Genomic DNA, 13,791 nt, shown 5'->3' with positions numbered 1-13,791 from the left:
TTCCCGCCGGGAAGGGACCGACCGGAGTGGACAGCTGGTTGGCGGAGCGGCTGCCCGACCGGGCCGCCGTGTACGAGATGCTGGCATTTCCCGGCACCGCCTGGACGGTGCTGCCGCTCCTGGCCGCCGCGGCGCTGTGGTTCGCGCGGCGGCGGCTGTGGTGGCGGGCCGGATTCGTGCTGCTCGCACCGGAATTCGCGGTCGTCGTGAACACCTGGGTGCTCAAACCGGTGTGGGACCGGCCGCTGCACGACTATCTCGCCTATCCCAGCGGGCATACCGTGCACCTGGTCGCCGCGGTCACGGCCGTCGCACTCGCCGCCGAGCACCGTGGCTTCCGCGTGGTGGCGGTGGGGGTCGGCGCGGTGGTGCTGGCCGGGGTGGCGGTCGGCATGGTCGGACTCGGGTACCACTACGTCACCGATGTGGTCGGCGGTGCCGCCGCGGCCGTCGCGCTGGTGGCTGTCCTCTATATCCCGGTGCGCCCATATCCCGGTGCACCGTTGTATCCCGGTGCGCCGCATCCCGGTGCGCCGCATCCCGGTGCGCCGCATCGCGGTGCGCGCCGACCCCGGTACGGCGCGCGAGCCGGCCGACCCGGCCGTCAGCCGTAGGTCAGCAGCGCCGCGAGCACGAACCAGATCACCCACACCGCCGCCACCACCATGCCGATGGTCAGCAGTACCCGCATGACGCCGCCGCCGACATCGAGTTCACCGGACCGGCGCGGATACAGCTTCCAGGGGCTGTACCACGGCGCGGGCACCGACATGATCCGGCGGTGCGGGCGTTCGGCCTCGCGTTCCAGCCGGGCCTGCTCCTCGGCGTAGGCCTCGGCCTGCGCCTGCTGCGGACCGCCGTGCCACAGCGTGACGTCCACCGGGCCGAGGAAGCCCTCGTTCAGCAGATCCTGCGGGGCGGGCAGATACGGCAGGATGCCGAGCCCGCGGAACGCCCACGCCACGTCGTTGGCCGACCACTGTGGACGGCCGCGCGAGGCGATGGAGTCGAAGTACTCGCGCAGGCGGGCGGGGTCGTCGCCGAGCAGCACCTCGAAACTGGGATCGCTCCACAGCTGGCGCACCCGCACCTTGGAACCGGGCGGCGGCACCACCAGCACCGCGCCGTGCACCACACGCTGTCCCAGCCCGCGTTCGGCGAACCAGTTCTGCAGGGCGAAGGTGTGATCTCGGGACTTGTCCAGGGGGGTGCGGCGGTCGCCGCCCTCGAAGTTGATGATCTTGTCGGCGCCGCGCCAGGGACCGCTCAGCGGCACCTCCAGCTCACCCTCGAGCCGTTCCACCAGTGCCTCGGCCTCGATCACCACGCAGCTGGTCGGCGTCCACACCACCGCGTCGAAGGGGTAGAGCCGATCCCCGTGGAAGAGGCTGCAATTCACGGTGGCCACGCCGTGCGGATCGCCGCGGCCCTTCCAGGTGCGCAACCAGTCGATCAGCACCTTCTCGGCATGGGTGCCGGCGGTGTTCTGCACTCGAACGAGCATCGGCTTCGCACCCTTCTCGTCGATCGATAGTCGAAATGGTACGGAGGGACGGACCCTCCCGGACGGATTTTGCCGTGGGCCGTGTGTCGCCCAGCGGCAGGTCAGACGGTGTCGGAAGGGTGGTCAGGAGGTCTCCGCGGCGATCCGACCGGTCCGCACCGCGGTCGCCAATTCGGCGTGATCGGCCTCGGTCCGGTCCGCGTACCGCACCGCGAAGGCGGCCACCGCGTCATCGAACTCCTCCCCGTCCGCGAGATAGCCCGCCAGCAGCCGCGGATCGACCGAGCGCGCATGCGCGCGCGCCAGCAGCGCCCCGGCCAGGCGGCCGTAGTCGTCGAGGTGGTCCGGTTCCAGCGCCGACGGATCGATACCGCCCTTGAGATTGCGGAACTGCCGCACGATGAACGGCAGCTCGTGGCCGTCCAGCGTGAGCGTGGTCCACCCCAGCAGAATATCGGTCTCGGCCTGAACGGCCCTGGCCCCCTGCACGATTCGCTCACCCTCGTGCCGCGCCGGGACGGCGGGCAGATAGGGCGCGAGGGCCGCCGGCGCGGCCTGCTTGAGCTGGAGCACCAGCACCTCGTCGCCATTGCCGTGCAGCAGCGCCAGATAACTGTGGAAGCCCACACTGCCGGTACCCACCACCCGGAAGGCGATATCGGACACCGAGAACCGGGTGATCAGCCGCCGCCGCGATTCACGCAGCGTACCCACGTAGCCGGTCAGGCCGTCGATCACCGCCTCGGCCACCGCCGGATCCACCGTGCTGAGCACCGGCGGGTCGGGAACGAATGTGCGCTTGCCGATGCCGGTCTCGTGATCCTCGATCTCGGTCCACTTGCGCGCCACCTTGGCGCTGGTGTTCTTGCGCGCCTTCTTGGCGGCCTTCTGGAAATCGTCGAGCAGGGCGTCGGCGCGGGTGCGACCGATCGCCGATTCGTCGGCCAGCGCGGTCCAGGAGGTCAGGAACGGCATCTCGGCCAGCGCGCCCACGGCGAGCCGGTAGGAGCGCGCGGCATCGCGCGCGGCGGTGCGGCAGTCGTCCTCGCTCGCATCGCCCTCGCGCCCGGCAAGCACCAGGCTGGCGGCCAGCCGCTCCAGATCCCACTCCCAGGGTCCGCGCACGGTCTCGTCGAAATCATTGATGTCCATGACGATCTCGCCGCGTTGGCCGCCGTAGAGGCCGAAATTGGCGGCGTGCGCGTCACCGCACAGTTGCGCGTCCAGACCGCTCACCGGGGCGGGGGCCAGATCCGCCGCCATCAGACCGGCGCAGCCGCGGAAGAAAGCGAACGGCGAGGCGACCATGCGGCCCATCCGCAGCGGGATCAGATGGTCGAGCCGACCGCGATTGCTGGCCTCGAGGAAGTCGAGCACGCCGGGGCGGCCGGGGGCGACGGCCTCCCGGTCCCGCGCGGACAGCGGAGTGCGCTCGCGCAGCGCCCGGCCCCGGGCCAGCACCTCATCCGCCGCGACGGGGGAGCGGAAGTCGATCATGTTGGCGCACACGAGATGCCAACCTACCCGTGGCTCGGCACCGCGTCATCCCGGCCGCTCGGGAGACGCGCCGCCGGACGAACCCCGGCAGAGCCGTGCGCCGTGGTGCCGTCGCGACCCGGGATCCCGGGGCCGCGGTGTCGACGCCACCCCGGTGATACCGGCCGCCGGGGGTGGCCGCGTGGCACGGAGCCTCAGTGCCGGGAGACCGGCGCGTCGGTCGGGAAGATCGGCAGCCGCAGCGCGCCGGGCGCGGTATCGGGCACCGTGGGACGCCGTGGCGCGACCGGGGCGATGCGCCGGTACGGCTGTCCCAATTCCGGGCGCGGATCGGGTTCGCCGCGATTGGGCCAGAACGCCATGGCCCGCTCCGCCTGCGCGGTGATGGTGAGCGAGGGGTTCACACCCAGATTCGCGGTCACCGCCGAACCGTCGGCGATGTGCAGGCCCGGATGGCCGAAGACCCGCTGATACGGATCGACCACGCCGGTATTCGGATCGGTGCCGATCACGCAGCCGCCGATGTAGTGGGCGGTGGCCGGGATATTGAACACGTCCATGATCAGCGAGTGCACATCGCCGTCGACCTTCTCGCCGAAGCGGCGGCCCACGTCGTGGGCCAGCGGGATCCAGGTCGGATTGGGTTCGCCGGTGCCCTGGCGGGTCTTGAGCTGCCCCCACTTGCGGAAGGAGGTCAGCGAATTGTCCAGCGACTGCATGACCAGCAGGATCACCGACTTCTCCGAGGCGCGGTGGGCGTTGAGACTGCGCGCGAAGACGATCGGGTGCAGCAGGATGGCCAGCAGGAAGCGCAGGAAGCGGAACGCCCCGCCGTCCACGATGGGCACCGACAGCGGGAACAGCCCGTTCTGCCCCTTGCCGTAGTGGCAGACCTCGATATGGGTGTTGGGCTCGGGATGGATGGACGAGGTGATGGCGATGCCCTGGGCGAAATCGTCGCGCGCCTTGCTGACCACATTGAGGATGGCCTCCGAGTTGGAGCGGGTCAGCTCACCCAGCCGCGGCGAGAGCCGCGGCAGCACCCCTTCGTCGCGCATCTGGTGCAGCAGCTTCTGGGTGCCGAGCGCGGCCGCCGCGAACACCACCTGTTCGGCGGTGAAGACCTTGCGCCCCTTGCGGATCCAGCGGTCGGAGCGCTGGGTCTCGATGGCGTACCCGCCGCCCGCGATGGGCCGCACCCGGGTGGCGGTGGTGAGTTCGAAGACGTGCGCCCCCGCCTGTTCGGCCAGGTAGAGGTAGTTCTTCACGGTGGTGTTCTTGGCGTTGTGCGGGCAGCCGGTGAAGCAGCGCGCGCAGTGCACGCAGCCGCTGCGGCGCGGCCCGACGCCGCCGAAGTACGGGTCGTCCACCTCCGCGCCCGGATTCTCCTCGTTGAAGAACACGCCCACCCGGGTGGGGTGGAAGGTGTCGGCGACCCCGAGATCCTCGGCGACGGAACGGATCACGTCGTCGGCGGGCGTCAGGCGCGGATTCGGTTCCACCCCGAGCATGCGCTGGGCCTGGTCGTAGTAGGGCGCGAGCTCGGCCCGCCAGTCGGTGATGTGCGCCCACTGCCGGTCGGCGTAGAAGTCCGGCAGCGGCTCGTAGAGGGTGTTGCCGTAGATCAGCGAGCCGCCGCCGACCCCGGAGGCGGAGAACACCGCGCACTTGCCGAGCACGCTGATCCGCTGGGTGCCGGTCATCCCGAGTCGCGGCGCCCAGATGGATTTGCGCACATTCCAGTTCGTCGTGGGCAGGTTCTCCGGGGTCCAGCGGCGGCCGGACTCCAGCACCGCCACCCGATATCCCTTCTCGGTCAATCGCAGCGCGCTCACGCTGCCGCCGAATCCGGAACCGATCACAACGACGTCGTAGTCGAAGTCGGGCATGCTCTTCCTCTCGCGCAGCACCCAGTGGAAATGAGACGAATCGAAACTCATTCTCTCATTCGAAGACTATGGCAGCGACCATACTGTGATCCAACCACGCCCGGTGTCCGGCGTGCCCGGATGGCGATAACACCGTGATTGAGGTATGCACGGCCTGTGACATCCGAACGGAACGCCGAATCGGTGTTCGGCGACCGCATTCTGACCGTGCCGAACGTGCTCAGCGTCATCCGGCTGGTCGGCGTTCCGGTCTTCCTGTGGCTGCTGCTGGTGCGCGAGGCCGACGGCTGGGCGTTCGCGCTGCTGGTGGTCAGCGGGGTCACCGACTTCCTGGACGGCAAGCTGGCGCGCCTGCTCGACCAGTCCTCGCGGCTGGGGGCACTGCTGGACCCGCTGGTGGACCGGCTCTACCTGCTGGCGACGCTGGGCGGCTTCCTGATTCGCGACATCCTGCCCTGGTGGGTGGTGGCGATACTCATCGGCCGCGATGTGATCTTGACGGTCACGCTGGGGGTGTACAAACGCCGCGACCTGCCCCCGCCCGAGGTGATCTACCTGGGCAAAGCCGCCACCTTCGCGCTCATGTCGGCGCTGCCGTGGCTGCTGGCCGGTCAGATGGACTGGGCGGCCGCGGGTTTCGGGGCGGCCTTCGGCGGGGCACTATTGGTCTGGGGCACGGTGGTCTACGTGTGGACAGGCATCCTCTACGTCGGCAAGGCGGTTGCCGTGGCCCGCGCCGTACCGGCCGTGCCACGGGTCACCCCGTAGCGGCTAGGGTGTTGCCGACACAACGACAACTCGGGAGTACATCTGTTGAAAGGACGCCTGTGACCGACCTACCCCAGGATCTGCGCTACACCGAGGAACATGAATGGGTGGCCAAGGTCGGCCCGACCCGGGTGCGGGTGGGCATCACCGACTACGCGCAGTCACAGCTCGGTGACGTCGTATTCGTGCAGCTGCCGGAGGTGGACAAGGATGTGGCAGCCGGGGACAGCATCGCGGAGGTGGAGTCGACCAAGAGCGTGAGCGACATCTACGCGCCGCTGGCCGCCAAAGTCGTTGCCGTGAACGAAGATCTGGTGTCCTCGCCCGAGACGATCAATTCCGATCCCTACGGCGACGGCTGGATGTTCGAACTCGAGCTCGATGATGCCGACGGCGTGGACGCGGTACTCGGCGAGCTGCTGGATGCCGCGGGTTATCAAGGAGTTATCGGGGGCTGAAGGAGCCTTCACAGTTCTACCTGCACGGGCACGCCCCGGCAGGGTACGGTCAATGCCAACAGATGATCCGGCAGCCGGTGCTCGGAGTTTTCGCACCTCACCCGTCCGAGGGCGAGAGCGGCCCCGGTGGCCGAGTAGCTGAAGGCATCAACTGCTTGCATGGATTATTCGGTTCGAGGAGGAGAGCAAGGGTGAGCGAGCACAAAGACCCGGTTTACGGGGAGAGCGCGGCCGAGACCACATCGGTGTTCCGCGCTGATTTCCTGAACGAGGTCGAACCTCGCACCGAGCAGACCGGCGAGCAGCCGGTAGGGGTCGAGGGTCTGCCCGCGGGGGCGGCCCTGCTGGTTGTGAAGCGCGGCCCGAACGCCGGTTCGCGATTTCTGCTGGATCAGCCCACCACGTCCGCGGGGCGCCACCCCGACAGCGACATCTTTCTCGACGATGTCACGGTCAGCCGCCGCCACGCCGAGTTCCGGCAGGACGACGACACCTTCCAGGTGGTCGATGTGGGCAGCCTGAACGGCACGTATGTGAATCGGGAGCCGGTGGACTCCTCGGAGCTGCAGAACGGCGACGAGGTGCAGATCGGCAAGTTCCGGCTGGTGTTCCTGACCGGTCCGCGTCCGCAATCGAGTGACGCGGGCGCGCTATAGGACCGAGCGGAATGACAGGCGCAGCGCAGTGGACGCGCGGAGGTATGTCGATCGGCTCCGTGCTGGATCTCCTGCGTCCGGACTTTCCGGACATCACCATCTCGAAGATCCGATTCCTCGAATCGGAGGGACTGATCAGCCCGGAGCGCACCCCGTCGGGTTACCGCAGGTTCGCGGTGCACGACGTGGAGCGGCTCCGGTTCGTGCTGACCGCGCAGCGCGACCAGTACCTGCCCCTGAAGGTGATCAAGGAACAACTCGAGGCGATCGACAAGGGGGCCGCCACGCTCGGGGTGCGGGAAGCTCGCGCCCGAGCGGGCGGCGGGGGAGGCGACGCGGTGAACGGATCCGCGCCCACCGACGGTCCGGGCCGCCTGCGGCGGCTCGGGGTCGTGCCCGGTGAGGTATCGCCCGAGGAACTCCGGTTCGATCACGAGATCCGGGTTACTCGGGCGGACCTGATCGACCAGGCCGGTATCGACGAGAAATTCCTCCAGGAGTTGATCCGCGCCGGACTGATCACCCCCGGCGCGGCCGGCTTCTTCGACACCGACGCGGTGACGCTGGCCCGCACCGCGCAGGCATTGAGTGAATTCGGTTTGGAGGCACGGCATCTGCGCGCCTTCAAGCTGGCGGCGGATCGAGAGGCGGCGCTGGTGGCCCAGATCGCCGCCCCGATCGCCAAGAGTCGGGACGAGGACGCGCGCGCCCGCGCCGAGGAGACGGTGCGGGAGTTGGCGGCATTGTCGCTGACCCTGCACACCTGCCTGGTGAAGACCGCCGTGCGTGCTTCCCTCGGCGGCTGAAATCTCCGCTCTGTGTGTCGGGCATGGTGCCGGTGCCGACGCGTATTGTGGCTCTTACGTCAGCAATGGCGTTCCGGACCGCCCAGCAGGTGGCCGGATTATCAATGCCTGTGGAGAGTCGGGCGCTGGCCAGTTCCCAACGGGGACTGGTGGAACCGGACTCGGCGAAGCGGGAACCCGCACCGATTCGGTGCGGGGACACCCGAGCAGGGTGGTGTCGGAGGAAATTGGCCGACGCGCTTTAGACTCGGTGATACGGCACCGAGTGGCAGGGCGGCAGCCGGGCGAGTTATGGGAGGCGTGCCATGAGCGAAATGCGTGTGATCGGCATCCGTGTCGAGCAGCCACAGAACCAGCCCGTGCTGTTGCTCCGCGAGGTCTCCGGCGACCGGTACCTACCCATCTGGATCGGGCAGGCCGAGGCGACGGCGATCGTGCTCGAACAGGAGGGCGTCACGCCCATCCGTCCGCTGACCCATGATCTGGTCAAGATCCTCATCAAGGAGTTGGGCCACACCTTGAAGGAGGTGCGGATCGTGGATCTGCAGGAGGGCACCTTCTACGCCGATCTGGTCTTCGAGAACGGTCCGCGCATCTCGGCGCGGCCGTCGGACTCGGTCGCCATCGCGCTGCGGGTGGGCTGCCCGATCTACGCCGAGGAGGCGGTGCTCGAGGAGGCCGGTCTGGTCATGCCGGACGAGCGCGAGGACGAGGTCGAGAAGTTCAAGGAATTCCTCGAATCGGTTTCGCCGGACGACTTCAAGGCGACCGACAGCTGAGTGGCCGATCCGATACGGAAACGTGTCTCGACCTCAGGTTTAGGGTGAGAAACACGCGGTCGAGCAGGCTTGGTCGGATGCCGATACTGCCGGGACAATCGGGAGAGTAGCCTCGATAGTTAGGCCATTCGCTCCAGTATTGATGACGAGCCCTGATAGGCCACGGTAGTGAGGGAGTAGTCAGTGGGAGATCAACCGCAAGACGTGGTACAGCCAGGGCTGTTCCCCGATGACACGGTGCCCGATGATCTGGTTGGCTACCGAGTTCCCACTGCGTGCCAGGCGGCGGGAATCACCTATCGCCAACTCGACTATTGGGCACGCACCGGACTGGTCGCTCCGTCCATTCGCACCGCCACCGGATCCGGCAGCCAGCGCCTGTACTCGTTCAAGGACATCCTGGTCCTCAAGATCGTGAAGCGCCTGCTCGACGCGGGCATCTCGCTGCAGAACATCCGCATCGCGGTCGACCATCTGCGCAGCCGCGGTGTCGAGGATCTGGCGGGCATCACGCTCTTCTCCGACGGCACCACCGTCTACGAGTGCACCTCGCCCGAGGAGGTCGTGGATTTACTCCAGGGCGGGCAAGGCGTCTTCGGCATCGCCGTCAGCGGCGCCATGCGCGAATTGACCGGCGCGATAGCCAATTTCCCGGCCGAACGTGCCGAGGAGGGCAACACCACCGACCGCCCCGAGGACGAACTCGCCTTCCGGCGCAAGGCCCGCCTCAACGCCAAGACCGGTTAGCACCGCGCTACCCCGCCGAGACTGACGCGTCCACGCCACCGAGTAGTCCTCGGTGGTTCGCGGCGCGTCGCGGTTCTGGACTGACCGGAGCGAAGCGGGGGAGCGGAGGGAGGGAAGAACCGAGACTTCCAGCGCCGCGGACCCGCCTCGGAGCGAAGCGGAGGGGCAAAGTAGACACAGCTACACTGGGCGGTGCGTCGCCGCCGTGCGGGAGAGTTCCGGGACCACCGGACGCCGAAGGAGCAGCACCTCCCCGTCAATCTCTCAGGCACCAGGGACCGTACGGAGATTCGACGCCTCTGGAAAGCGGTGGTCCGCGACCACCCGCCCATGGGGAAAGGGCACCGCTCACCCGGCGGACCCGAATCTCTCAGGCTCCACGACAGAGGGGGAGGGCACCCGACTGTCGACCCCGTCGGTCGACCCGCCCGAACCTTGGAGCTGCCGTGCAGAATCGATCCTTCGCCGACCGCCATATCGGACCCGATCGCGGCGAAACCGACCGCATCCTGTCCGCCATCGGCATCGGATCCCTGGACGAGCTGGCCGAACGGGCGGTGCCCGCCAGCATTCTCGACGCCACCGCCACCAACGGCCTGGCCGCGCTGCCGCCCGCGGTGAGCGAGCACGAGGCACTCGCCGAACTGGCCGCGCTGGCCGCGTCCAACACCGTCGCCACCAGCATGATCGGCCTCGGCTACTACGACACCCTCACCCCGCCGGTGCTGGTGCGCAACCTGCTCGAGAACCCGGCCTGGTACACCGCCTACACGCCGTACCAGCCGGAGATCTCGCAGGGCCGCCTGGAGGCGCTGCTCAACTTCCAGACCATGGTGTCGGATCTGACCGGGATGGAGGTGGCCAATGCCTCCATGCTGGACGAGGCCACCGCCGCCGCCGAGGCCATGACGCTGTTGCAGCGCGCCAACCGCAAGTCGAAGTCGTCGCGACTGCTCATCGACACCGATCTGTTCCCGCAGACCCGGACCGTGCTGTACACCCGCGCCGAACCGCTCGGGATCGAGATCGTCGAGGCCGACCTCGCCGCGGGCGAACTGCCCGAGGGCGACTTTTTCGGCGTGCTGGCGCAGCTGCCGGGCGCATCGGGCCGCATCGTGGACTGGCAGCCGCTCATCGACGCCGCCCACGAGCGCGGCGCACTGGTGGGCATCGGCGCGGACCTGCTGGCCTTGACGCTGCTCACCCCGCCCGGCGAACAGGGTGCGGACGCCTGCTTCGGCACCACCCAGCGCTTCGGCGTGCCCCTGGGCTTCGGCGGCCCGCACGCCGGGTATCTGGCGGTGCACTCCGCGCACGCCCGACAGCTGCCGGGCCGACTGGTCGGCGTCTCGGTGGACGCCGACGGCAGCCTCGCCTACCGCCTCGCGCTGCAAACCCGCGAACAGCACATCCGCCGCGAGAAGGCCACCTCCAATATCTGCACGGCCCAGGTGCTGCTGGCCATCGTGGCCGCCATGTACGCCTCCTACCACGGCGCCGACGGACTGCGCGCCATCGCCCGCCGGGTGCACGGGCACGCGCAGTGGCTGGCCGCCGGACTCGGCGACGCCGTGGTGCACCAGCGCTTCTTCGACACGGTGCTGGTGCACGTGCCCGGCGGCGCGGAGGCCATCGTGGCCAAGGCGAAGGGTGCGGGCATCAACCTGCGCCTGGTGGACGCCGACCACGTGGGCATCGCCTGCGACGAGGCCACCACCGACGCGCACGTGGTGGCGGTGCTCGACTGCTTCGGCGCGGAGATTCCGGTCGGCCCCGAGGGCGCGCTGCTGCACGGTGCGCAGCGCCCGCATATCGAGAACCGCACCTCCGAGTTCCTCACCGCCCCCGCGTTCACCAGGTACCACACCGAGACCGCCATGCTGCGCTACCTGCGCGCGCTGTCGGACAAGGACATCGCTCTGGACCGCAGCATGATTCCGCTCGGCTCGTGCACCATGAAGCTCAATGCCACCGCGGAGATGGAGTCCATCACCTGGCCGGGCTTCAATCGCGTGCACCCGTACGCACCCGTCGAGGACGCCCCGGGGCTGCGCCGGCTCATCGCGGATCTGGAGGGCTGGCTGACGGCGGTCACCGGCTACGACCGGGTTTCGTTGCAGCCGAACGCCGGTAGCCAGGGCGAGTACGCGGGTCTGCTCGCCATCCGCCGCTACCATCTGGACCGCGGCGACACCCACCGCGACACCTGCCTGATCCCGTCCAGCGCGCACGGCACCAATGCCGCCTCGGCCGCCATGGTCGGCATGCGCGTGGAGGTGGTGAAGTGCCGCGCCAACGGTGACGTGGACCTGGACGATCTGCGCGCCAAGATCGCCGACCACGCCGAGCGGCTGGCCTGCATCATGATCACCTACCCGTCCACGCACGGCGTGTACGAGCACGAGGTGGCCGAGCTGTGCGCCCTGGTGCACGAGGCGGGCGGCCAGGTGTACGTGGACGGCGCGAACCTCAATGCCCTTGTCGGCCTGGCCCGTCCGGGCAAGTTCGGCGGTGACGTCAGCCACCTGAACCTGCACAAGACCTTCTGCATCCCGCACGGCGGCGGTGGTCCCGGCGTCGGCCCCGTCGCGGTCCGTGAGCACCTGGCGCGGTACCTGCCCGGCAATCCGCTGGAGCGGGATTCGCACGCGGTGTCGGCAGCCGAATTCGGTTCGGCCTCCATCCTGCCCATCACCTGGGCCTACATTCGCATGATGGGCGCCGACGGGCTGCGCCGCGCCACCCTGACCGCCATCGCCTCGGCCAACTACATCGCCCAGCGACTGAACGACCACTTCCCGGTGCTCTACACCGGCGACAACGACATGGTCGCCCACGAGTGCATCCTGGACCTGCGCGAGATCACCAAGCGCACCGGCGTCACCGTCGACGATGTGGCGAAACGCCTGGCGGACTACGGATTCCACGCACCCACCATGAGCTTCCCGGTGGCGGGCACCCTCATGGTGGAGCCCACCGAGAGCGAGAACCTGGAGGAACTGGACGCCTTCATCGACGCCATGATCGCCATCAAGGCCGAGATCGACCAGGTGGCCGCCGGGGTCTGGCCCGCCGACGACAACCCGCTGCGCGGGGCCCCGCACACCGCGGAATGCCTGGTCGGCGAGTGGGATCACCCGTACAGCCGAGAGACCGCGGTGTATCCGCGCGGGCGCAAGCACGCTCGCGCCAAGGTGTGGCCGTCGGTGCGTCGCATCGACGGGGCCTACGGCGACCGCAACCTGGTGTGCTCCTGCCCGCCGCTGGACGCCTACGCCGATTGAGCGCCCGCACCGATTGAGCGCCCGCACCGATTGAGCGCCCGCACCGAATGAGCGCCCGCACCGAATGAAATTGTGCCGCACCGGTTCCTGCGTGGAGCCGGTGCGATGTCACACCGCCGGTTCCCACAGGCGCAGCGTGGCGTCGCTGCCGGTGGTGGCGAGCAGGCGGCCGTCGGGGCTGAAGGCGACCGCGTAGACGGCGTCGGTGTGGCCGGTGAGCGGTTCGCCGAGCTGGCGGCGGGTGGTGACATTCCACAGTCGCACGGTGCCGTCGCCGCCGCCGCTGGCCAGGGTGGCGCCGTCGGGTGCGAAGGCCACCGCGCGGACGCCGCCGGTGTGGCCGGGGATGGCATCGCCGAGCTGACGATGGGTGCCGGTGTCCCAGATCCGCGCGGTACCGTCCGCGCCGGTGGTGGCCAGCAGGCTGGCGTCGGGACTGAAGATCACCGTGCGCACCCGGTCGGTGTGCCCGAGGAACGGCGCACCCAGTTGCCGGCGGGTGCGCACATCCCACAGCCGCACGGTCATATCGAAGCCCGCGCTGGCCAGGATGGTGCCGTCCGGGCTGAACGCGACCGCGTTGACCGCGGCGGTATGGCCGTGCAACGGCGCGCCGACCTGCTGCCGGGAGTCCACCCCGCGCAGCCGGATCAGGCTGTCGCTGCCCGCGGTGGCGAGGAGCACGCCGTCGGGGGCGAAGGCGACGGCATTGATCGACCCGGCGGCATCGGACAGCGGTTCACCGAGTGGCCGCCCGGTGCGCACATCCCACAGTCGCGCGGTGGTGTCCGCGCTGGTGGTCGCGAGGGTGGCGCCGTCGGGGGCGAAGGCGACCGAACGCACCCGATCGGTATGCCCGGTCAGCGGTTCGCCGACCGGACCGCCCGCGCCGACATCCCAGAGCCGCGCGCTCTTGTCGAAACTCGCCGTCGCCACCAGCGCCCCGTCCGGGCTGAAGCGCACGTCGTGCACCAGGCCGGTGTGGCCGGTGAGCACCGTGCGCAGCCGCGAACCCGCACGCGACGCATCGCGCTGCCCCGGCGCATCGGTCCGGCCGGACGAATCCTCCTGGGTGAGCAGTACGACGGCGGTCGCGACGGCGGCGACGGGCGCCGCGATCCCGAGCGCCGAGAGCAGGCGTCGGCGCGTGATGGTCGGCGACTTCGCTTGGGGGACAGGGGGTTCGGTCGGTTCGCGGCTCGGCGGCGGTGTGGGCGCGGTGGGAGTGTCCCAGCTCCCATCGGTCGGTTCGCAGCCGGGCGGTGGCGTGGCCGCGGCGGCCTGGCCCGTGTCGGTCTGGCCGGAGTCGGTCGACGGTGATGCGGGAACCGCTGGTGGAGCCGGGAGCGGCCGCGAACCGTGGAGCGTCGGTGAAGCGGGGAGCGGTTGCGAACCGCGGAGCG

General features: G+C 69.3%; 12 protein-coding genes and 1 riboswitch. Of the genes, 8 read left to right on the top strand and 4 right to left on the bottom strand.

What is annotated here, in order from left to right; all coding sequences use genetic code 11:
• On the top strand, positions 1-614 hold a 614-nt coding region (locus QK444_RS19745), incomplete at its 5' end, for a phosphatase PAP2 family protein (RefSeq protein WP_282782408.1).
• On the opposite strand, the gene QK444_RS19740 is transcribed toward QK444_RS19745, so the two are convergent.
• The 3 genes from QK444_RS19740 to QK444_RS19730 all read right to left on the bottom strand — a co-directional run bounded on the left by QK444_RS19740 (position 605) and on the right by QK444_RS19730 (position 4,890).
• Complete coding sequence (locus QK444_RS19740; RefSeq protein WP_282782405.1) at positions 605-1,492, bottom strand: NERD domain-containing protein; 888 nt, start codon at positions 1,490-1,492, stop codon at positions 605-607. The two genes, QK444_RS19745 and QK444_RS19740, sit on opposite strands and share 10 nt — an antisense overlap.
• A gap of 135 nt (positions 1,493-1,627) precedes the next feature.
• Positions 1,628-3,001: a DUF2252 domain-containing protein gene (locus tag QK444_RS19735; protein ID WP_282782412.1), complete on the bottom strand. Its 1,374-nt coding sequence runs from the start codon at positions 2,999-3,001 to the stop codon at positions 1,628-1,630.
• 194 nt (positions 3,002-3,195) lie between these two features.
• The gene (locus tag QK444_RS19730; protein WP_282782410.1) at positions 3,196-4,890 is read right to left on the bottom strand and encodes a GMC family oxidoreductase; all 1,695 of its coding nucleotides are present in this window, start codon (positions 4,888-4,890) and stop codon (positions 3,196-3,198) included.
• A 156-nt stretch (positions 4,891-5,046) separates the two neighbouring features.
• Here QK444_RS19730 and QK444_RS19725 point away from each other — a divergent pair, with 156 nt between their 5' ends.
• From QK444_RS19725 to gcvP, 7 genes are all read left to right on the top strand, one after another.
• Positions 5,047-5,658 (top strand): CDP-alcohol phosphatidyltransferase family protein, encoded by a 612-nt coding sequence (locus tag QK444_RS19725; protein WP_282782403.1) that lies wholly within the window; start codon positions 5,047-5,049, stop codon positions 5,656-5,658.
• Positions 5,659-5,717: 59 nt separating this feature from the next.
• Entirely contained in the window at positions 5,718-6,116 is a 399-nt protein-coding gene (gene gcvH / locus QK444_RS19720; RefSeq protein ID WP_143980704.1) for a glycine cleavage system protein GcvH, read from the top strand.
• 191 nt (positions 6,117-6,307) lie between these two features.
• Positions 6,308-6,772 (top strand): FHA domain-containing protein, encoded by a 465-nt coding sequence (locus QK444_RS19715; protein ID WP_029930637.1) that lies wholly within the window; start codon positions 6,308-6,310, stop codon positions 6,770-6,772.
• 44 nt (positions 6,773-6,816) lie between these two features.
• Positions 6,817-7,578, top strand: a complete 762-nt coding sequence (locus tag QK444_RS19710) for a MerR family transcriptional regulator (RefSeq protein ID WP_282782400.1) — start codon at positions 6,817-6,819, stop codon at positions 7,576-7,578.
• 305 nt (positions 7,579-7,883) lie between these two features.
• The gene (locus QK444_RS19705; protein WP_029930635.1) at positions 7,884-8,357 is read left to right on the top strand and encodes a bifunctional nuclease family protein; all 474 of its coding nucleotides are present in this window, start codon (positions 7,884-7,886) and stop codon (positions 8,355-8,357) included.
• Between the two features lie 183 nt (positions 8,358-8,540).
• Positions 8,541-9,104, top strand: a complete 564-nt coding sequence (locus tag QK444_RS19700) for a MerR family transcriptional regulator (RefSeq protein ID WP_282782396.1) — start codon at positions 8,541-8,543, stop codon at positions 9,102-9,104.
• A 198-nt stretch (positions 9,105-9,302) separates the two neighbouring features.
• A riboswitch (glycine riboswitch) is annotated at positions 9,303-9,395 on the top strand.
• Positions 9,396-9,550: 155 nt separating this feature from the next.
• Complete coding sequence (gcvP, locus tag QK444_RS19695; RefSeq protein WP_282782395.1) at positions 9,551-12,388, top strand: aminomethyl-transferring glycine dehydrogenase; 2,838 nt, start codon at positions 9,551-9,553, stop codon at positions 12,386-12,388.
• Positions 12,389-12,496: 108 nt separating this feature from the next.
• Here the strand turns inward: gcvP and QK444_RS19690 are convergent.
• The coding region (locus QK444_RS19690; RefSeq protein ID WP_282782393.1) for a WD40 repeat domain-containing protein at positions 12,497-13,791 on the bottom strand (1,295 nt) is incomplete at its 5' end.

The organism is Nocardia sp. CC201C (genome assembly GCF_030010695.1).
GTDB lineage: Bacteria > Actinomycetota > Actinomycetes > Mycobacteriales > Mycobacteriaceae > Nocardia > Nocardia otitidiscaviarum.
This window is presented reverse-complemented; position numbering and strand designations above follow the sequence as displayed.

Bases quoted from the DNA above. Each gene is read 5' to 3' on its own strand.
- QK444_RS19710 (WP_282782400.1), top strand. From the start codon at position 6,817: ATGTCGATCGGCTCCGTGCTGGATCTCCTGCGTCCGGACTTTCCGGAC.
- QK444_RS19705 (WP_029930635.1), top strand. From the start codon at position 7,884: ATGAGCGAAATGCGTGTGATCGGCATCCGTGTCGAGCAGCCACAGAAC.
- QK444_RS19730 (WP_282782410.1), bottom strand. From the start codon at position 4,890: ATGCCCGACTTCGACTACGACGTCGTTGTGATCGGTTCCGGATTCGGC.
- QK444_RS19735 (WP_282782412.1), bottom strand. From the start codon at position 3,001: ATGATCGACTTCCGCTCCCCCGTCGCGGCGGATGAGGTGCTGGCCCGG.